General features: G+C 44.5%; 21 protein-coding genes. 5 read left to right on the top strand and 16 right to left on the bottom strand.

What is annotated here, in order from left to right:
* The first annotated feature begins 118 nt into the window (after positions 1-118).
* From BV455_RS16570 to BV455_RS16560, 3 genes are all read left to right on the top strand, one after another.
* The gene (locus BV455_RS16570) at positions 119-676 is read left to right on the top strand and encodes a VanZ family protein (protein WP_017436005.1); all 558 of its coding nucleotides are present in this window, start codon (positions 119-121) and stop codon (positions 674-676) included.
* Between the two features lie 324 nt (positions 677-1000).
* Positions 1001-2125 carry a glutamate 5-kinase gene (gene proB / locus BV455_RS16565; RefSeq protein WP_017436007.1) on the top strand — a complete coding sequence of 375 codons (1125 nt, stop codon included), beginning with the start codon at positions 1001-1003 and terminating at the stop codon, positions 2123-2125.
* Positions 2122-3363 carry a glutamate-5-semialdehyde dehydrogenase gene (locus tag BV455_RS16560; RefSeq protein ID WP_081160575.1) on the top strand — a complete coding sequence of 414 codons (1242 nt, stop codon included), beginning with the start codon at positions 2122-2124 and terminating at the stop codon, positions 3361-3363. Before proB ends, BV455_RS16560 begins: the two co-directional genes overlap by 4 nt.
* On the opposite strand, the gene BV455_RS16555 is transcribed toward BV455_RS16560, so the two are convergent.
* From BV455_RS16555 to BV455_RS16540, 4 genes are all read right to left on the bottom strand, one after another.
* Entirely contained in the window at positions 3314-3529 is a 216-nt protein-coding gene (locus tag BV455_RS16555) for a hypothetical protein (RefSeq protein WP_143420798.1), read from the bottom strand. The two genes, BV455_RS16560 and BV455_RS16555, sit on opposite strands and share 50 nt — an antisense overlap.
* Positions 3530-3735: 206 nt before the next feature.
* A complete protein-coding gene (locus tag BV455_RS16550) occupies positions 3736-4158 on the bottom strand; it encodes a GtrA family protein (protein ID WP_081160577.1) in 423 nt (140 codons plus the stop codon).
* The gene (locus tag BV455_RS16545; RefSeq protein WP_218687424.1) at positions 4130-5092 is read right to left on the bottom strand and encodes a glycosyltransferase family 2 protein; all 963 of its coding nucleotides are present in this window, start codon (positions 5090-5092) and stop codon (positions 4130-4132) included. The genes BV455_RS16550 and BV455_RS16545 overlap by 29 nt, the downstream gene beginning before the upstream one ends.
* A 13-nt stretch (positions 5093-5105) precedes the next feature.
* Positions 5106-7118, bottom strand: coding sequence for a glycosyltransferase family 39 protein (locus BV455_RS16540; RefSeq protein WP_042409909.1), 2013 nt, complete (start codon positions 7116-7118; stop codon positions 5106-5108).
* Between the two features lie 190 nt (positions 7119-7308).
* Here BV455_RS16540 and BV455_RS16535 point away from each other — a divergent pair, with 190 nt between their 5' ends.
* On the top strand, positions 7309-7623 hold the full coding sequence (locus tag BV455_RS16535; protein WP_017436013.1) for a hypothetical protein: 315 nt from the start codon (positions 7309-7311) through the stop codon (positions 7621-7623).
* A gap of 175 nt (positions 7624-7798) precedes the next feature.
* Here BV455_RS16535 and BV455_RS16530 read toward each other — a convergent pair whose 3' ends face one another.
* The 5 genes from BV455_RS16530 to BV455_RS16510 all read right to left on the bottom strand — a co-directional run bounded on the left by BV455_RS16530 (position 7799) and on the right by BV455_RS16510 (position 12815).
* Complete coding sequence (locus BV455_RS16530; RefSeq protein ID WP_017436014.1) at positions 7799-8362, bottom strand: shikimate kinase; 564 nt, start codon at positions 8360-8362, stop codon at positions 7799-7801.
* 15 nt (positions 8363-8377) lie between these two features.
* Entirely contained in the window at positions 8378-9418 is a 1041-nt protein-coding gene (locus BV455_RS16525; RefSeq protein WP_183363835.1) for a LacI family DNA-binding transcriptional regulator, read from the bottom strand.
* 465 nt (positions 9419-9883) lie between these two features.
* Entirely contained in the window at positions 9884-11083 is a 1200-nt protein-coding gene (locus BV455_RS16520) for a CaiB/BaiF CoA transferase family protein (RefSeq protein ID WP_017436016.1), read from the bottom strand.
* 162 nt (positions 11084-11245) lie between these two features.
* Positions 11246-12025 carry a type I 3-dehydroquinate dehydratase gene (aroD, locus tag BV455_RS16515; protein WP_026078534.1) on the bottom strand — a complete coding sequence of 260 codons (780 nt, stop codon included), beginning with the start codon at positions 12023-12025 and terminating at the stop codon, positions 11246-11248.
* A 13-nt stretch (positions 12026-12038) separates the two neighbouring features.
* Positions 12039-12815, bottom strand: coding sequence for an IclR family transcriptional regulator (locus tag BV455_RS16510; protein WP_017436018.1), 777 nt, complete (start codon positions 12813-12815; stop codon positions 12039-12041).
* Positions 12816-13350: 535 nt separating this feature from the next.
* On the opposite strand from BV455_RS16510, the gene BV455_RS16505 reads away from it, so the two are divergent.
* Positions 13351-14658 carry an MFS transporter gene (locus BV455_RS16505; RefSeq protein ID WP_061579832.1) on the top strand — a complete coding sequence of 436 codons (1308 nt, stop codon included), beginning with the start codon at positions 13351-13353 and terminating at the stop codon, positions 14656-14658.
* A 310-nt stretch (positions 14659-14968) separates the two neighbouring features.
* Here the strand turns inward: BV455_RS16505 and BV455_RS16500 are convergent, their stop codons facing one another.
* The 7 genes from BV455_RS16500 to BV455_RS16470 all read right to left on the bottom strand — a co-directional run bounded on the left by BV455_RS16500 (position 14969) and on the right by BV455_RS16470 (position 20861).
* Complete coding sequence (locus tag BV455_RS16500; RefSeq protein WP_081161611.1) at positions 14969-15385, bottom strand: PaaI family thioesterase; 417 nt, start codon at positions 15383-15385, stop codon at positions 14969-14971.
* Positions 15386-15429: 44 nt separating this feature from the next.
* On the bottom strand, positions 15430-15615 hold the full coding sequence (locus tag BV455_RS16495; protein ID WP_061579830.1) for a Gfo/Idh/MocA family oxidoreductase: 186 nt from the start codon (positions 15613-15615) through the stop codon (positions 15430-15432).
* Positions 15612-16022 carry a Gfo/Idh/MocA family protein gene (locus BV455_RS16490; RefSeq protein WP_061579829.1) on the bottom strand — a complete coding sequence of 137 codons (411 nt, stop codon included), beginning with the start codon at positions 16020-16022 and terminating at the stop codon, positions 15612-15614. The genes BV455_RS16495 and BV455_RS16490 overlap by 4 nt, the downstream gene beginning before the upstream one ends.
* A 161-nt stretch (positions 16023-16183) precedes the next feature.
* Positions 16184-16588 carry a cupin domain-containing protein gene (locus tag BV455_RS16485; RefSeq protein ID WP_223845243.1) on the bottom strand — a complete coding sequence of 135 codons (405 nt, stop codon included), beginning with the start codon at positions 16586-16588 and terminating at the stop codon, positions 16184-16186.
* A gap of 48 nt (positions 16589-16636) precedes the next feature.
* Positions 16637-18400, bottom strand: a complete 1764-nt coding sequence (locus tag BV455_RS16480; protein ID WP_218687423.1) for a thiamine pyrophosphate-binding protein — start codon at positions 18398-18400, stop codon at positions 16637-16639.
* Positions 18401-18403: 3 nt separating this feature from the next.
* The gene (locus BV455_RS16475) at positions 18404-19393 is read right to left on the bottom strand and encodes a zinc-dependent alcohol dehydrogenase (protein ID WP_017436026.1); all 990 of its coding nucleotides are present in this window, start codon (positions 19391-19393) and stop codon (positions 18404-18406) included.
* Positions 19394-19433: 40 nt separating this feature from the next.
* A complete protein-coding gene (locus tag BV455_RS16470) occupies positions 19434-20861 on the bottom strand; it encodes an aldehyde dehydrogenase family protein (RefSeq protein ID WP_061579827.1) in 1428 nt (475 codons plus the stop codon).

Below are 20861 nucleotides of genomic sequence, written 5' to 3'. Positions count from 1 at the left end.
TTCGATAAAAGCAATCATCGCTTTCATCTATCATTTTATCAAAATTGGAAACTGCTTGAATTCTTGCAAGATCATATATTACAATTCCAGTATAATGGAAATAGAAGGAGAGTTTATTATGTTCGATTTTGCTGTGCCATTGATTGGGTTTGTGGTCATTTGGGCGTTATTTCGCGGTATTGTGTACATATGGAAACGGACTTTTTCTATCAAACACGAAATCATCCATGGATTATTCGCTTTTTCCCTCGCATTTATATATAGTGTAACGATTTTCCCATTTCCGTTTTATGCGTATCCGCACTTGCAAGGGGAAACGTATGTCGGCATCAATCTCATTCCATTTGCGAGCATCCGGCAGTCGCTTCACCATTTTTATTGGCTCGTTCCCGTGCGAAACATTGGCGGCAATATTGCGTTGTTTATACCGTTTGGTTTTTTTGCTTCTTGCTATTCTTCTACCCTTCGGCCGAAAACCATCGTTATCGTTGGATTTCTTCTTTCCTTATGTATTGAGATCGTCCAATTGTTTTTCGTTCCGTTTCGCTCGTTTGATATCGATGATATTCTTTTAAACACGTTCGGAACAGCAATCGGAGTGTTATTGTTTCGTCTATTAGACCAGCTGATGGCAAAGCCGTCACGCGCTAAACAAAGCAATTACTCTAGCAAATAACAAAGTGAAGAAAAACCCCTTGACAATCTGCTGATTTGTATGGATAATTTCTAACAAATCGTTGATACGGAAAACGGTACGGGACTAGTAAATCGATGGAACGTGCAAGAGAGTGGAACTCGTAGGCTGGAAGGTTCCTCACGGGAAGTCGATTGAACCTGCCCTACAAAGGCCGCTTATGCAAACATAAGCCGTCCGCCCTCGTTACGGGCCAAGAGTGGGCGCATGTCGCGCCAAAAAAGGTGGTACCGCGGAACGCTTTTTCCGTCCTTTTGCAAGGAAGGAAAAAGCGTTTTTTATTAGCAGGCAGAAAGGAGGATACGTATGAAAAAGCAGCGAGTCGTCGTGAAAATCGGAAGCAGTTCATTAACGGACGCGAAAGGCGTTCTTTGCCATGAAAAACTTTTCGACCATGTCGAAGCGATCGCCTATATGAAACAATTAGGCCACGAAGTCATTTTGATTACATCGGGTGCGGTCGCTGCCGGATTTGGACCGCTCGGCTATCCGTCCCGGCCAACGACCACCGCGGGAAAACAAGCAGCGGCGGCGGTCGGGCAAGGGCTGCTGATGCAAGGCTATATTTCCGCGTTTAAACAGTTCGGTATTACGACCGGACAAATTTTATTAACAAGAGAAGACTTTTATAGCCGCGAACGGTTTCATAATTTATTTTCCACCATCACCACATTGCTGGAATGCGGAGTTTTGCCGATCATTAACGAAAACGACTCCGTGTCCGTCGAGGAATTGACATTTGGCGACAACGATATGCTTTCCGCCCTTGTCAGCGGCTTTTTGCACGCGGATGCGCTCATTATCTTAACCGATATTAACGGGTTGTATGATGATAATCCGAGAACAAATCCAAAGGCGAAAAAATACGCGTTTCTTCCGAATATTACCGATGAAATGATTGAAGCGGCGGGCGGCAGCGGCTCTGCGGTCGGAACCGGCGGCATGAAATCAAAGCTTCTCGCCGCGCAAAAAGCGTTATCGTTTGGGGTAAGCGTGTTTGTCGGAACGGGTACAGGGAAAGAAAAACTTTTCGACATTTTGGAAGGAAAAGGAGACGGGACGTATATCGGCTCACCGTTCCACGGACATATGCAAATGCGCAAGCAATGGATTGCTTATCACGCACCTGTGGCTGGGAAAATCGAAATTGACGAAGGAGCGGAAACCGCCCTATTGCAGCGTGGAAAAAGCTTGCTGCCCGCCGGTGTTACCGCCGTGTATGGCACGTTTTCCGCCATGGATGTCGTTGAAGTCGTCAACCGAAAAGGAGCCGTCATCGGCCGCGGCCAAGTGTATTACTCCTCTGGCGATTTAGAACAAGTCAAAGGCCTTGCCAGCAATGAGGCAAGAAAATATTCGATTAACCATCGCCCTGAAGTGATCCACCGCGATAATTGGGTATCATTACGAAAGGAGAGTGTTATCAAATGAACGAATTGCTTACCAAAGCCAAGCGGCTGCAACAAGCAGCGAAAACGTTAGCCCTCTTGTCAGCGGAAGAAAAAAACGAAGCGTTAGCACGCATCGCCGAAGCGCTGATAAAACAAAAAGAATGGATTTTGCAAGAAAACGAAAAAGACGTTGCGCTCGGAAAAGAACAAGGACTTTCTCCTGCCTTAATCGACCGGTTGCAACTAACCAGCGAACGAATCGACCAAATCGTCGACGGCGTCCGCCAAGTTGCGGGGCTTCCTGACCCAATCGGCGAAATCGTCGAAGAATGGACGCGGCCAAATGGACTGCGCATTCAAACGGTGCGCGTGCCGCTTGGCGTCATCGGCATGGTGTACGAAGCGCGGCCAAACGTCACCGTCGATGCCGCCAGCCTTTGCTTAAAAACGGGAAACGCCGTCTTATTGCGCGGCAGCTCCTCCGCGCTTCATTCGAATAAAGCGCTCGTTTACGTCATGAAAGAGGCGCTTCGCGATACTGCCGTCCCTGCCGATGCCATCCAGCTTCTCGAAGACACCAGCCGGGAGGTGGCCCAGCAAATGTTTCGTTTAAACGGCTACTTAGACGTATTAATTCCGCGCGGCGGGGCAGGGCTGATTCGCTCCGTCATCGAAAACGCCACCGTTCCGGTGCTGGAGACCGGTGTCGGCAACTGCCATATTTTTATCGATGAATCGGCGCAAAAACAAATGGCAATCGATATTGTATTGAACGCGAAATTGCAGCGTCCATCCGTTTGTAATGCGGTGGAAACGGTGTTAATCCATCAAAACTGGCCGTATATCAGCGAACTCATCGAAACGCTTCATGCGCGCGGCGTCGAGCTGCGCGGCGATTCGCGACTTGCTTCATCGTATTCCTTTATCCAGCAGGCTACCAAAGCCGACTGGAGCACCGAATATTTGGCGCCGATTTTAGCCGTTAAACTCGTGCAAGACGTCAAAGAAGCGGTCGACCATATTAACCGTTACGGCACGAAGCATTCGGAAGCGATTATTTCCGAACAAAACGACAACGTCCGCTTCTTTTTCCAAGCGATTGACGCCGCCGTGCTTTACCATAACGCCTCAACCCGCTTCACCGACGGCGAACAGTTTGGCTACGGAGCGGAAATCGGCATTAGCACACAGAAGCTCCACGCCCGCGGCCCGATGGGATTGCGCGCGATCACGACGACCAAATCGCTCGTCTACGGCACGGGGCAAATCCGCTCTTAACACGGAAAAAGCCGAATCCAACGCGATGGATTCGGCTTTGACTCTGCCATTTTGACGTTCGCATAAGCCGCAAGGCCACATGCCCAATGACGGCAAGCGGGAAAATAACCATCGTATCAGGATGATCAATCATACTTCCAGCCGCTGCGGCAATGCCAACGATCATATTATATTTCCCCATCATTCCCGCCAGTTTTTCTTGATCACGAATGCACCGCTAATGGTATCCGGACAAGTAACCACATATATTTTTCCCAAAAAAAAAATACATTTGCATGGTGCTTTTCCTTTTTGTTCTTTGTTCATCCGATTCGGAATATCAAACGCCTAACTAATAGAACATAGATGTACGAGAAACTCTGTACACCCATGTTAGGAATGGGACGGTTTCGAGGCAAACACCCAAAAGCGGCTGCCGGCAAAATTGACGGCAATGCCTCCCAACGTCGCGATCAGTTTTCCGGCAAACAGCGGCCAGTGCCCAACGTCCCGGCAGAGAAAGAGCAGAAGAAGCGTCACCGCCAGCGACAGCACATTGACGATCATAAAACGCAAAAACTCTCCGATGTTTGCTTTTTGTTTCACTTGAAACGTCCACATCCGGTTCCATACATAGCTGTTGACCACGCCGGCGGTATAAGAGCATACTTGCGCCAATAGCGCGGAAACACCAAACGAGGTAAAAAGAAAAAAGACAATAAAGTCCACGAACGTATTTCCGACCCCGACAAGGCAAAAGCGCCATAACGTTCGCATGTTTTCTCGTTCATTCCATATAAAACGGTACTTTTTCATATTTTGTTCCGACTCCCCATGTATCTTTGACGATATATAGCGGGCGCTGCTTTACTTCATCATAGATACGGCCGATATATTCCCCCATCACGCCAAGCATCATAAACATAACGCCGTTGCACAATAAGGTCGCCATGAAAAGCGACGCCCATCCCGCCACCGTCGAATGCGTAAATAGCTTTAAATATAAAGTGATGATGATGCCAAGCACGCTTGAGGCAGAAAGGAAAAAGCCTAACAAACTGGCGAACTTCAATGGTTTATACGAAAACGAAGTGATTCCGTCGAGCGAAAAGCGAATCATTTTCTTGAGCGGATACTTCGTCTCCCCGGCAAACCGCTCCTCCCGCTCATATTCCACGGCTGTCTGCTTGAATCCGACCCAGCTTACGAGCCCACGGACAAAGCGGCTCCGCTCTCTCATATAGACTAACTGATCGCGCACTTTCCGGTCAATAAGGCGGAAATCGCCGGTATCAACAGGAATGTCGATTTCGGTCGCCGCCCGCAGCACCCGGTAAAACAGATAGGCGGTAACCTTTTTAAACATCGTTTCCCCTTTTCGTTTCACGCGCTTCGCATAAACAACGTCATACCCTTCTTTCCATTTGTCAATCATGTCTAAAATTAATTCAGGCGGATCTTGCAAATCGGCGTCAATGATGACGATCGCTTTTCCCGCCGCATAATCCATTCCAGCCGTAATCGCGATTTGGTGGCCAAAGTTGCGGGAAAAATCTACATATTTGACCGTTTCGTCTTTCACGGCAAGTTCTTTTAAAATGTCGATGGTTTCATCCTCGCTGCCGTCGTTGACAAACAACAGTTCATACGGCCCATCGGTTTGTTCCATCACGCGCTTTAGCCGGCGGTACGTTTCGCGAATGACAAGCGCCTCATTATAGACCGGAATCACTATGGAATACTTTACCATACATCAACCCCTCCTATCCTTCATATTTGTAAAGCTTCACACCGCGCTCCATCGGCGACGGCATTCCATTCCGTTCGCTCCGGCGCGCCGCTGTTGCCGCATTCGTTTGCCACTCCGCTTGCGGCACTTCTTGACAATGCGTCTGAATCCACTGAATCAGCTCGCTGTTTCCTTCGCCGCCTCCGCCAAATCCGGAGATAAGAAAATATTTCACTTCGCCATTTCTCACCATTTTCGCTAATTGTTCCGTTGTCAGCACCGGATCCGTCCCTAAAAATCCGCCCATCGCCATGACTGCTTTATCCGTCTTTAGCATCAGCTCGGCCGCCGTATTAGCGCGGATAGTTGCCGCCAAATATTTTTCCCCGTTATAATGCTTTTCCAGATAAGCAAGCAAATCCGCATGGACTTCTCTTTCCTCCCTATCTCCGAAAACGCGCTGTCCGTATTCGTTTGGACGCTTTAAATCCGGTCCGGCGTACGGAAGCGTGCTATTGCCTCCATACAATAGCGGGGTGAGCGACCAATAAAACGGCATGACAAGAAGTCCAAACAAGCTGGCTATTTTCAAATAGCGCGCCGCTTTCCTTTGCTGGCGAAATGCGATGAGAAAACAAAACATGGCCAGTCCATAGAGCGCAATCGACAGCGGCCAAATGCTTGATAATGAAGAGCTGTATTGAAATACAATATACGATTCGAACAAAAGCGTCATAAGCAGCGCGCATGGAAACAGCCATTGCCAAAAGCCGCTCTGTTCCTTGTAAAACTGCCACAAAAGCTCGCTTCCGACCGCGACCAGCACAGCGATCGCCGGCGCCATCATGCTTAAATAATAACGGTGATAAAATCCGGCTACGCTAAAAAACACGGCCATCGGCACGAGCCAGGCGAACCAAAACAGCATAAATTGATGAAACGGCGTGAACGCCCGCTGCCGGCGGATCGACGCGAACAACCCAATCGCGGCAAACAGCACAAACGGCAGAAGCCAGCTGATTTGTCCGGCTAACTGTTGCTGAAATAGGCGGAACAAACCTGGATCTCCCGTCTCTCCTTTTCCGATTCCCCCCATTCCGCCAGGAGGCCGCCCGTCGTTCGGGAAATTTGGCCGGCTATGTAGCGGATCGTTTGGATGATCAGAAAGCGATGAAGGAGAAGATTCGTTTGCGGAACGATTCGTTGGTCCATTTCCACCTTGTAATACAATATCGCCGTGCATGGCCCGCTTCCCGCCCGGCCCCGCCGCTCCTGTTAAACGGTCGATCCCATTATAGCCAAGCGCCAGCTCGAGCACCGAATTCGTTTGACTGCTGCCGATATACGGACGTTTATCTTTCGGAATCGCGTCGACGATGACCGCATAGGAAAGCGAAACAGCCAAGACGACGACCGTAGCGGCCGTTAAATGCCAAAGCCGCTTTTTCCAGGACGCTTTTCCTGCCAGCCAATAGAACAAATAAAACGCCGGCAGCACCATATACGCCTGCAGCATTTTCATGTTAAAGCCCACGCCCACGAGCGCAAAGCTAACGAGCAGCCACGAAACCCGCTGTTTCCGTACGGCTTTCATCAATGCCCATGACGCCGCCAACAAGGTGAAAATTAAGATCGCGTCAATATTGTTCGTGCGCGCCACCGCCACAAAAATAGGGGTACAAGCGAAAATCAGACTCGACCATCTAGCGGCCGCCTTGCCGGCAAATGGCCTGACAATAAAATAAATCAGCAGCGTCGAACCGACGCCAGCGAGCGCTTCCGGAAGCAGGACACCCCAGTCGCTTACACCAAAGATGGCCACGCTTAACGCTTGAAACCATAACGCGACAGGCGGCTTGTCAACGGTAATAAATCCTTCTGGATCAAGCGATGCGAAGAAAAACGCCTTCCAGTTCGCCGTCATGCTTTTCGCCGCCGCGGTATAATATACATTTGACCCTGCATTGCCGATATGATAGAAATTGAAAAAAATAGATAGAAGGACAATGACAAGCAGCCATCCATCCACCCGCCTGATCGATTTCATCTTCCTTCCCACTCCCTTTCTTGATTCGCCACCTCTTCTTTTACGTGTTTCCAACATACAACAGGACGGTGAAAATTGAGTGAAAAAGCTCATTCGCCGCATACGCTGATTCGAGTTACATACCAACATATCAAAATAAAAATAGATGTTCCTTTTCTACTTTGCTTTTATAGGAGAAGGAGGGGAGAGAATGGAACAGGAAACCGTGCTAAAAGAAATTTTGAAGGCATTGGAACTGCATTCTGGCCATATTCATGCAGAAATTCAACAAATGAGCAGCCAGCTTAGAGCGGAAATGCAAGAGGTGGGTAACCAACTTAGAACAGAAATGCGAGAGATGGTCGGAAAACTAGAAGAAAAAATGGATAAGCGATTTAATCAGTTGGAAACAAAAGTGGACAGCCTGCGCATCGAACTGTCAGAAACACAGGAAACGGTCGACTTTCTCTCGAGCAAAACGCTCCAGCATGAACGGAAAATCCGCGAGTTGTATCGGCAGCAATAATCTTTTTACTTCCTCTCCCGTTGTCTACCTATCTATTTTTCCATAAAAAAACAAGCCCGCCATTTGCGGACTCGCCGTTTCTCATTACAATAAATAAGCTGTTCGATCTTTAATTAAGCCGTCTGTCTGTACAACAGCCACCGCTCAGCAGAATCGCATGGGAACAAACTCGCTGTTACTCATTTGGTTCGTACACTTCCCATGTCCATTTGATCGATTCCACGATTTCGTTTGCTACTGTTTCCGGATCAAGGTTGTTCGTTAACACACGGGAATTGTGGATGGAGTAGGCGTTTCTTCGCTGGAAAAATAATTGTTCGATTTCCTCTAATGTTTTATTCTTTAGCACAGGACGATTATCGACAATTAACGGAAGGCGCTCTTTCCAACACTCCCATGACAAATCTAAAAAGAAGACAATACAATGGGATAAACAAGCGTTTCTTACTTCCTCTTGCAAATACGCGCCTCCCCCGAGGGAAAGAATTTTTAAGCGGGTGTTCGTGCAAAGATCAACGATCAGTTCCCTCTCCACTTTTCGAAAATAGTCTTCTCCCATTTGTTCAAAAATGGCCGGAATCGACATTTGATGCCGTTTCTCGATTTCCTGATCTACATCAATAAAGTCACGATACAGCTTTTTCGCTACAAGCTGGCCAATCGTTGTTTTTCCTACTCCCATAAAACCGATTAACACTATATTTCTTTCCCGAAGCGGAATGTTACAATATGTCCCCATATCAGCGCCCTTCCTTTAAAACAGATCATGAAAATGAGATGAACTCGACTGCCGCACGACAAGCTCCGGCTGTAAAATAAGCCGTTTCGGTTCACTTATTTCGCCTGTCATGCGTTGATGCAAAATATCAGCCGCATGAATGCCGATTTTTTCAGGAAACGCCGCAATCGTGGTTAAAGGAGGATGAAATAAGGCGGATTCTTGAATATTGTCAAACCCGACTACAGCTATGTCACGGCCCGGCACCATTCCAGCTCCCTTTAAACCTAGCATAGCGCCAAACGCCACAACATCATTATAACAAAATACCGCTGTTGGCGGGTTAGGATGTTGCAGCGCTTGTTTCATCGCCTCTTTTCCTCCCTGCCTTGTTGTAAACGCTTGTATGAATAACGATTCATCTATTTCAATGCCTGCTTGTTCTAGCGCTTGACAATAGCCTTTTTTTCGGTCCCTCCATACAGATGAATCAGCAAAACCGCCTAAAAAAGCAATGCGGCGATGCCCTTGTTGAATTAAATGTTCTGTCGCCAATCTTCCACCAGCTACATTATCAATTCCAACGTAATCAAACTGTTCCTTGGATGGCAACTCCCTCGCTATTAATACGACTGGAATTTCCCACTGTTTTAGGCGCTCGACCATGTCCACCGAACATCCGGGCACAGGGCTCATGATGACGCCGCCTACCCGATACTCAAGCATCGTCGATAAAAGCGCATCCTGCTTCTCCGGGGAGTCAAACGTCGTCCCTAAAATCACAGTATACCCTTCTTTATCTAAAGCTTCATGAACACCGACTAACAATTCAGAAAAAAATGGGTTGCCGATTTCCGTAATAATCAACCCGACGGTGGAAGAACGCTGCGACCGCAAATTTGCGGCCACTCGATCATACACATATCCTAATTCTTTCATTGCCTTTAATACTTTTTCCCGCGTTTCTTTTGAAATGGACGAGCTCCCGCGGACAACGAGGGAAGCTGTCGCCCGCGATACGCCGGCATGTTTGGCTACTTGCTCTAAAGTGACGCGCGATCGCTTTTTTTTCGCCATCGATCAACACCTGCTTGCTGTTAGATGCACTTATCTTTGTTTCACTATCTGCTTTTTAACGGACGAAATGGATCAAATAAGAGTATAAGCGTTATTGACAAACGTTGTCAATTCATAATTAATATGAATCTCTTCCCTCTTCATTCTATATCCGTTTTTGGCAGCAACGCAGGAGGAGGGCTTCTTTCCCTGCCTAATACGATAGGTGAACCTCCCCGGCTAAATCAAAGATTCTAGTCGGGGCATCCATTGTCTTAAATACAGCTGTACTCATCCTAAATGCTTCGCATTATAGAATAGGAATGCGTCGAAGTTTTGGTTCAACAAAAGTTTTTGTGAATAAAAAAACTCCCGATTTCTCTCCCACCTTCCCTTCGTTTCGAGGGGGAGACTTCTCGGGAAATGTTAAAAAACAGATTGATCACCAAACTGCTTGGGGCTAATATGCAACATGTTATAAAACGGCTATATTACATTTTTTTCCTCAAGTGTTTGTATTTCTTCTGGTGATAATCCTAGCATATCCTGAAGAATTTCTTGATTGTGCTCTCCTAAGTCAGGGGCAATATGGCGAATAGTTCCAGGTGTTTTTTCGAATTTCGGGACAATTCCAGGAACTTTTATTTTTCCAAGTCGCGGATGTTTCACTTCGATAATATTCTCCCGAGCCTGATAATGTGGATGTTCAAAAATATCTTTAATATTCAAAATCGGACTGACAGGAACGCCATATTCGTCTAGCAGCTGAAGCAGATCTTCGCGCGTCATCGAACGAATCCAATCGGCAACCATTTGGTTCATTTCATCATGATGCTGCAAGCGACGTTCATTGGTGCAAAATTTTTCATTCGTTAAAAGATCTTCCCTGTTCATCGCTTTTGCCAATCGCTCAAAGGTGGAATCAGTACTTGTAACTAAAACAACCCAATGGCCATCCTTTGTCATAAATGTCCCCGCCGGACTCGAGTGGCCAGTTAACCCTGGGGAACGCTCTCTAATTTTTCCAAGCTTATCGTATTCAGCGATTAAAAATTCCATCATCCGGAATACGGATTCATATAAAGCGATATCGACCATTTGCCCCTCGCCTTGCGGATGGACATCGCGGTAATAGATGGCGGTCACCGCGGCAAAAGCAACGTAAATACCTGTAATATAGTCCGTTAAAGAAAACGGCGGGCTGACTGGCGGCCGATCTGGATATCCTTGCAAATACGTAAAGCCGCTAAAGGCGGTAGCCGGCGTGCCAAATCCTGCTTTTTCCCGAAATGGTCCCGTCTGGCCATAACCAGATACGCGAATCATTACCAAATTCGGATTGATTTTTTTAAGCTCCTCATATCCCCCTCCCCATTTTTCCAACGTGCCAGGACGAAAGTTTTCAATAACAATATCGACTTTGCTGACCAATTTCTTAAAAATCTCCATACCTTCTTTTTTACGCAAATCGAGTGTCAAAGATTTTTTATTTCGTGACAGTCCAGGCCACCTTAACGGTTCATGATCAAGAAAAGGACCTACATGCCGCAAAGTGTCTCCTTTACCGGGCATTTCAATTTTGATAACATCCGCACCAAAATCTCCAAGCAACACCGCGCCAAAGGGAGCGGCAATCATTGTGGATACATCTAGTACTTTAACTCCTTCCAATGGCAGTCTGCTCATTAGCTTTCCCCTCTCCCCTGAAAATAAACTGATTTATATATGGCAACCAGATGATAGTCTAGCTTTTTTATCATAAATTCTGTAAATAATAGACATCCTCTATATGTTACATAACCGCAAATCACTATCTACTTCTCCCAGCACTTGCTTCTTACATATTTATTAACTGCTCAACATATATTTTTGAACAATGCGAATGGCATCTTTTAGATCTTCGATTGGTATTTGCCCTGGAGCTGAGCTATTTTGACCAACAGCAAAAGTAACGGCCGAACCAAACATCCATCCAGCCAAGCGAGTAATGACCCCTAATCCTCCCATCGACATGGTGATAAGGGGAATACTTAACTGACTTCGTGCCTCTTGGGTCGCATGGAATAAAACAAGCAAGTCTTGTGGCGAAGTAGGCATAACAGCGACTTTGGCAATATCAGCCCCATATGATTCCGCTTTCAGCATTTTTTGAACAATTTCTTCTTTTTGAGGAGTGAAGCTGAAATTATGATAGGACATAATCATGCGAATGCCATATTCCTTTGATACTTGACGAAGCGATACCAGTTCTTTTTCATAAAGCAACTCGTAATCAATCATATCTACTACTTGGCTTTTGCAAACCTCTATAAGTAGTTGGATTTTTTTCGTTTCTGTTAACGGAATAGGATTCCCGCCTTCCTTTTCCGAGCGAACCGTAAAAAGAATGGGAATTTCTCCTGCAATTTTTCTAATCGCCAGTGCTGTTTCTAGCACCTTTTGCGTATCGCAAATATCCTTAAAAAAGTCGGCGCGCCACTCAATAATATCAGGACCCTTTCGGCATATTTCTTCCGTTTCCAACAAAATTTGTTCCATACTCGCTCCTACTACAGGAGTACAAATGCATGGCTGTTCTCCGCCAATTTGTTTGCCCCTCACAGATACAATTTTTTGTGATATATTCATCATGATTATCCCCCTATTCTCGATATCCTAACTTTTCTGAAATGGCCTTAGCCCCTTCTTTGACAAACAGCTTATATTTTTCTATTACTTCAGAAGTAAATCGGTTCGTAGGACCTGACACAGACAAACACGCCTTAACTTCACCGTTAATATTGAAAATAGGTGCAGCAACCGCAGCGGAACCAACTTCACGTTCGTCAATGCTCGCAGCACACTGCTGTAACTTAATCTTTTCAAGTTCTTCTTTTAATTGAGTTAATCTTTCCTTTGATGGAACTTGCTCAAAAATTTGCTGTTGAAAAGCAGGTGATTGATAGGCCAAAATTGCCTTTCCACCAGCCCCTGCCCACAACGGTAATTTTTCTCCGATTTTAACCATGTGACGGATCGATTGAAGTCCTTCACATTGCTCCACACAAACCCTTGAATCTCTCTCCAACATATACAAATTTACTGTTTCGCGAGTCTTGTCACGCAGCTGTTCCATGATTGGTCTGGCAATTTCTCTGATTTTAATCGATTTTCCAGCAATGTGTCCAAGATAGTATATTCCTTGCCCAAGGCGGTATTTTAAAGTAACCGGATCTTTTACAACTAGATTATTTTGTTCTAAAGTAGATAACAATCTAGTAGTAGTGGATTTCGCAAGCGAAATTTTATTTGCAATCTCTGTTAAGGAAAGCTCCTGCTCTTCCAAAGTAAAACAATACAAAATATCGATTGCTCGTTGCACAGTGCGTAACCCTGTTTCTGTTTTTTTGCTATCTTGTTCGTTCGTAGATTTTATCATAAAATTCACCCCTTTTTTGTTCCATTAAACGGAAATTAATTTCTCTGTACGGAACTATTTGAGTTCATTTTACATTCGTTTTCTATTTTTATCAAGAGTTTTCAGATATTTTCGTTGCCTGAGTTTGATAAAACTTTGGTGCCGTAACATTACTGTATTCTTAGTTGTCCAGTTAGAGAATTGCAGACAGAAATGAAGTGAATTCCCTTTTAGATAAATAACAAGAAATGAAGCTGTTTTTTCGGAATGCAAACAGACAAAAACTAGAAAATGCACATAATAAGTAATATAATTTAGAAAAGTTTAAAAATTCTTGTTTATAATCTAGACAGATGCCAAAAAGTTTGTTATAATTCACTCAAAAGTTCCGTATTACGTAATCCAGTTACACACAGTGGAACATTTTTAGCCGTTGTTCTCAACCACTGTACATACTAGGAGGTGTTTCACCATTATGAAAGTCTAGCACTGTTTTTTATGAAATGTATGCGTTTACAACCAGCGATAAAAAATATAATGGATGGTGATTATGCGTATGAAAAAACGACGCTGGGCTATAGCCTTTTTAATCGCAGTTGGGGTTATTATTAATTATTTTGACCGCATCAATATGTCCGTTGCGATAAAACCATTATCAGAAGAGTTTCATCTAACTCCTGGACAACTCGGAATTCTTTTATCTGCCTTCGCATGGTCTTACGCCCTTCTTCAGATCCCTTCAGGTGCCTTACTAGATAAAATTGGAGTCAAATGGGTAGCACGAATTGGCACCATTATTTGGTCAGCTGCTTGTTTCATCACGGCGATTGCCAGCGGCCAGGGGCTTGTGATTTTATCACGGATTTTACTAGGAATTGGGGAAGCTCCATATTTTCCAGCTGCTACAAAAGCCATTGGCTACTGGTTTCCTCGTAACGAACGCGGAACAGCCGTTGCGCTTTATGATGCCCAGTCAAAACTGTCCAACGCAATCGGTACCCCTATTATCGCTTGGGTAATAACTGAATGGGGATGGAGAGCAGGGTTTTATGTCACTGCAGTTCTTAGTCTTGTCTATGCTATTGTGTTTTGGATTTCGTATCGGGACCCACATGAAGACAAACGACTATCTAAAGAAGAGTACACATATATTGTGGAAGGCGGATCTCAAAAAACAGGAGAATCATCAGGAAATATATGGGGAAATATTCGATATTTATTAACGAAGCGAAAAGTTTTGGGAGCGCTCATTGGGTTTGCGGCATACGGTTACTCCTGGTTCCTCTTTCTCACATGGCTTCCTGGTTATCTTGTCACGGAAATGCATATGTCCATATTAAAATCTGGATGGTATGCATCAATACCTTGGATTGTAGGAACCATCTCAGAGCTTTTAATAGGAGGATGGCTGATTGACCGTTTAGTAAATAAAGGATACAATTCGGCACATGTACGTAAGACATTCCTTGTAATCGGCATGCTTCTTGGCATGTCTGTCATAGGAGCAGCTTTTACAAGCAATCCAAACATTGCGATACTCTGTATTTCCATTGCTCTTGGCGGTCTTGTCATTACTTCATCGATCGCTTACAGCATTCCAACCTTCATTGCCCCGCAGGGAACCGTCGGAACACTGGTAGGAATTTTAACGTTTGGAAATAATTCTATGGCCATTCTTGCTCCCATCATCACCGGATTTATTGTGCAGGCAACTGGATCATTTATGTACGCTTTTCTGGTAGCAGCGGTAATTTTGATTATCGGTATTTTCAGCTATGTATTTTTGCTTACTGATCTTGAGCCAATCGAACCCATGCTAGATAATTCTGCGGAATATGACATGAAAGACATAAGCGCTCGATAAAAAAATACAAATGATATAAAGAAGGCCGGCTTTTTCTCATTGGAAGGTAATGTGAAGCCGGCCATATTTTATGTTTGTCTCAGTCCTATTACTTCTCTTTTTTTCATAACGTTGTTCGGCTAATGTCTAGTTTTTCCGAGACAATTTTACATGGTAAAAATACATACAGCTCATTTTTTCCATAATTCAGTATCTACAATCTTTTCCATAAAAAACAAACGACCTTTTCCGATACGGTATCGAAAAAAGGTCGGCGCATCACATACTTGTTTTTGTCTCAGCTCATACTTAATAGCCTCTTATCACATTTTTACTTATTTTCTCTCTTGCTTGCTGCTTGTGGCGATAATATCATATAAGTTGCACTACCAGCAGCAACCACTTTTCCGTTTGGATCAATAATTTCAGCTGTACCGACAGCAAGTGTCTTTCCGCGATGATTTAATTTTGCTTTTGCTGTCAAACGTTCCGCATACGCCGGGCGGAAATAGTTAATTTTCATTTCTACTGTTGCTGAAGCTTGATCCCCCTGCAAAGTAGAACGAACAGCCGAACCAATGGACGCATCAATGAGCGACGCAAGAACGCCGCCGTGTACAGTCCCCCTGCGTTGATGAAGATTTGATGTGATGTCAATCTCAATTTCAGCATACCCTTCTTTCATTACTGTTTCTCTCATCCCAATACAATCCCAAAATGGACTCATCCCCGGTTTAGTTCTTTTCATGTTCTGTTACCGCCTGTTTCTGTCCATAATAGCGTCGCATGTGATCAATAAATGTCTATTTTCTGTCCTTTATTAGCTGATTCTATGATAGCGTTGATTACCTTTAGTGTTTCTAAACCATCTTCTCCCGTCACTAAAGGCTCTGCTCCTCCTCTCAATACATCAATAAAATGTAACAACTCCGCAGTCATTGGATCATTATCTTCTACATTCAATTCTTCCGTTATCAATTCATGTTCCCATTGAGCTTTTGCATTTTACTGGAAAAACGGCGATGATGTCCAACCATCAGTTTAACATTATTTTGCTTGCATACTTCAATCATTGCTGCTCCGTCCTCAACCGTATCAGCAATCGGTTTCTCGACCAGAACATGCAGCCCTTTGTTTGCACATAGCTCAACGGCTTCTCTGTGTAAACGATTCGGCAGAGTAATAATCACCCCATCTAAATCACATTCATGAATAAGATCTTTATAGTTGGTGTATAGAGGTACATTCAATTCCTTGGCTCTTTGCATCGCTAACTCGTTGTTACCTGCCACAGCCACAAGATCTACCCCGTCTATTTTCAACGCGTCTCTGGCAAACTTATACCCATGATTCATCCCTAATACCGCTATCCTAATAGTTTTCATAAAACAACCTCCCTTTCATCTTTTAGAGCTTACCTGTTTCATTGATTGCGTCTAAACTTTATAAGATAGATTAGATTATGAACATGCTTGTCATTAATTTTAGACAAAACAAAAACTGAACAGCTTACCGACGACATCGGCAGGCTGTTCAACTTTTCTACTTAGTCTTTAGGCAAATATCCTTGCGGGCTATAGCACCATAACAGCCAAAGCGGCTCATCCCCTGTGTTAACATGCTGATGATATTCACCTTCAGGAATAAACATATAGTCTCCTTCTTTAAACGAACGTCTATTGCCATTAGCGTCAACTACCTCGCCCGATCCTCTAATTACTACATCCATTTCTTCCGATTCAGGATGATTATGAAGCGAACTTGCTTCTCCAGGAGCAAAAATGGTAATTCCGGCCATAATGTGTTTAGATCCTACTGTTTCAGGTGTAATAAGCTGAAACACTTTACGAATTTGGTTTAATTCAGGCTTTTCTAAACCCAACCATAACGTTTTTCCGTCCTTGAATGGATCAAGAACCTTAATTTTCATTTCATTTTTTGTTTCTTGCATCTTTACATTCCTCCTAAATTTTTTATTGTTAATTTATATATAAAATTGTTATAAACTTACGGATACGTGGTGCACTTTCTTACCAGGCGAATAAATATCCATTATATTCCAGTGGCCAGACGTTGGTGTTGGGACATTCAACATCTCGACATCAATAACAAACGGTTTATTTGCTTCAATCGCGCGTTTTAAAGCCGGTTTAAATTCTTCCGCCGATTGAATTTTAATTCCTTCAATGCCATACGCTTTGGCAATGCTTGCATAATCCGGTGAATATGGTTTTCCATCCTTCTGGAATACGGTTCCGTGCGTGGTGCCAAAATGCGCTTTTTCCAGACCTGCAATCGTTCCAAATGCGTAGTTGTTCATGATCACCCAGACAACCGCAATATTTTCTTCGGCAGCGGTAGCAAGAACGGCTGGATTTTGACCAAAACCTCCATCACCGACTAACGAAACGACCACTTTATCCGGATGGGCAATTTTTGCGCCTAACGCGGCAGGGGCGCCAAATCCCATCGTCGCATACCCGCCAGGTGTCAGAATCGTCCCCGCTTCATATACCGGAAACTGCTGTCCGACTCCGTTTTTGTTCCAACCAACGTCTGTCGTAATATAGGCATCTCTCGGTACGACTTCACGCACTTCTTGAAGAATGCGTTCCGGACGCATCGGGTAGCTATTGTTGCGAATATGTTCCTCGTTAGATTTTCTAAATTCTTGTTTATACTGAGCAATCCGCTGTTTCAGTTCATGATTTTGTCTACCTTGCGGGATCAACTCTTTGGCAACACGATTCAAAACGGTAAGAGCCTGCTTCAAATCGGCGACGACTCCGATTTCCGTCGGATAATTTCTCCCGATTTCATTTGGATCAATATCAATATGAATTAACTTCGTCGTTGGAATATTAAATGTATACTCAGACTCCCAGGAGCTGCAATCTGCTTCGGAGAATCTTGTACCCAACGCTAAAATCAAATCGGCATTGCGGCAAGTATCGTTAACGAATTTCGTGCCCCAAAAGCCCGTCATTCCGAGCGTAAATGGATGATCATCAGAAATGGCCCCTTTTCCCATTAGCGTGTAAGCCACCGGAATGCTGAGATGATCAACCAATTCTTTCAACTCTTTAGAAGCATCGGCCAGCATGATTCCGCCGCCGACGTAAAGCAACGGGCGTTCTGCATTCAACAATTTTTCTACGATTTGTTTTGCTGTTTTTTCATCGATCGAAGGTTTATGCAATGTTTTCGTATGGCGATATTGTTTTTCAAATAACGAAACATCAATTTCTTTCGAAAAAATATCCATTGGCACCGATACTAAAACAGGTCCTGGTCTGCCGCTTTCCGCTAATTGAAACGCCTTTTCGATAATTTCTGGAAACAGCTCCGGCCGGTCTACTCTCCAAGCCCGTTTCACAAATGGGCGATAAATCTCATACTGGGACGCATCTGCATGTAGGTTAATTTCTTGGTGTGGATGCTTCCCATAATAGTGGCTCGGTACATCTCCGGCAATCACAACCATTGGTATGGAATCAAGAGCCGCATTGGCAACTCCAGTCGCTGCATTGGTTAATCCGGGACCAACATGGCACAAAATGACCGATGTTGTCTTTTTTGCTCTCGCATATCCATCCGCCATATGTGCGGCAATTTGTTCATGCCTTACATTGATAAATTTAATCTTGCTTTTTTCTAAGGCAGCTAATACAGCAATATTCGTATGACCGCAAAGACCAAAAATATGTTCTACTCCCCGTTTTTCTAAATACTTCACTAATTGATGGGAAATAAGCTCTTTCACCCGTCATACCTCCTTGAAACTCAAAATAACCTTGCCGACATTTCCTGAAGCAGCTATTTCATAAGCTTGTTGATAATCAGTGACTGGCAAAATTTTTGAAACAACGGGATCAATAGAAAAGGAAGGATCCCGCAAATATTCGATAGCTTGTAAATAATCATCCGGAAACTGATAAATAATCGTTCCATGAATGGTTAATTCGCTGCGTACGATATGAACTACTGGAAAAGTAGCTTCCGTTGCTAATCCTATTAAAACGACATCACCGCCAGGATTTGCTATTTGAATCGCCTGTTCCACCGCGCTTTTTGTTCCTGCCGCTTCGAATACGATATCAAATGTTTCGTGTTGCAGCTCATGAGGGAAAAGCGTGCGAATATCGCCAATTTTTTTCGCGAGCTGAAATTTATGTGGATTAATATCCACTGCGGTCACTTTTGCTCCCAAATGATGCGCCAGCGCCGCTGCCATCATTCCTTCATTGCCGCAGCCAACCACAGCGACTGTCGTATCCTTCGTAACATTCACCTTTTTGAAAGCGTGGACCACAACTGCAAATGGCTCAACGAGCACTGCTTTCTCATCTGGTAGATCATCAGGAACCGGTAAAACATATTTAGAGGAAATGATAAACTCCTCGGAAAAACCGCCGTCCATATTAATGCCTAATGATTTTTTATGCCGGCATATATTCGTATAACCTTTTATACATAAATCACAAGTTCCGCAATACGTATTGGGCAGGATAACGACGCGCGTCCCTATGTCATACACCGCATTTTCTCCCTTTTCTACTACAATGCCTAGCAGTTCGTGGCCAGGCCGTACAGGATATGTTGCGTGTGGCAGCTTCCCTTTGAAAACGCTTAAATCAGAGCCGCAAATTCCGCCGTAAATGAGCTGGATTTTTACTTCGTCCCCTCTAGGAGCGCGTAGAGGATCTGCATGCCGCAATTCGAGTTCATTTGGTTTTGTTACATATAGTTCAATCATTAAATTCACCACCATGTTTGTTTTGCTGATAACGGCATATCTATTCCGGGATCTGAAAGACAATCATCTTTAATTCTGTCATTTCCTCGATCGCATAACGAGGACCCTCGCGGCCAATTCCGCTGTTTTTCACTCCGCCGTAAGGCCAATGGTCAAGGCGGAAATTCGATGTGCCGTTAATGACAACTCCGCCCACTTCTAACGAATGAGCTGCTTGGTACGCGATATCCATGCGATTCGTAAACAATCCGGCCTGTAAACCAAAAGATGAATCGTTCGCCTCAGAAATGGCTTCCTCAATCGTACGATATGGGATGATGCTGACAACTGGTCCAAATACTTCTTCACAAACAACTTTGCTTCGTTTCGGAGGATTGAGAAGAATGGTCGGTTCTACAGTCGCTCCCCTCTGCCTTCCTCCGCATATAAGAGTAGCTCCTGATGCAACAGCTTCTTGAATCCAATTTATGACGCGCTCCGCCGCTTTTTCATCCACTAAACAACCGACGTCTGTATCCGGCAATAATGGATCGCCGATTTTCAGCTTTCCTACTTCCTCTTTTAACAGCCTAGTAAACGGTTCGACAACAGCTTCGTGAACGTAAATGCGTTGAACCGAAATACAGCTTTGTCCAGAATTGCTGTACCCTGTTTTCGCACAAAGAACCGCGGCGCGGTGTAAATCCGCATCTTCATGAACAATCGTTGCTGCATTTCCTCCCAACTCAAGAAGCACTTTTTTCATGCCGGCAAGCTCACATATATTTCGGCTGGCGACGACGCCGCCGGTAAATGAAATTACGTTGACGCGATCATCTTTGACGATTTGCTGCCCCACTTCCACTCCGCCAAGCACCATATTAATGCCACGCTCCGGAAATCCCGCTTCTAGCAATAATTTCAACAATTCCGCCGCGATTAATGGAGTCTGCGGAGCAGGTTTCAAAATGATGCTATTGCCCGCAGCAAACGCCGGTCCAATTTTATGACAAATAAGGTTTAACGGTGCATTAAATGGAGTAATGGCAGCAACCACTCCGACAGGAACGCGAAACGTCATCGCAAGCGCTTTCGTCCCCCGTTGAGAAGCATTTCCCGGTATCGTTTCGCCGATCAATCGTTTTGCTTCTTCCGCGGATTGTTCTAATGTTTCAATCGATCGTGATACTTCATCTAACGTATTTTTCAACGGTTTGCCAAGCTCAGATGAGATAAATTTGGCAAACGTTTCTTTCTTATTTTCCAGCAGCATCGCCGCCTTTTTTAAAATTTTGGCGCGCTCGTACGCTGGAATACTAACAATCTCTCTTTTCGCTTCATAGGCGGATGCTAAAGCGTTTTCAACATCTTCCGCTGTGGCAAGCCACTGCTCTCCAATTACTTCCCCAGAATACGGGTTTTTCACAGGTACAATCTGACGATTGGAATCAATCCATTTTCCAGCAATATATGGCTGTGCTTTTCTCAC

It is taken from the genome of Parageobacillus caldoxylosilyticus (genome assembly GCF_019272935.1).
Lineage (GTDB): Bacteria > Bacillota > Bacilli > Bacillales > Anoxybacillaceae > Saccharococcus > Saccharococcus caldoxylosilyticus.
Note: the sequence above shows the minus strand (reverse complement) of the source record. Positions and strands in the feature narration are given on the sequence as shown.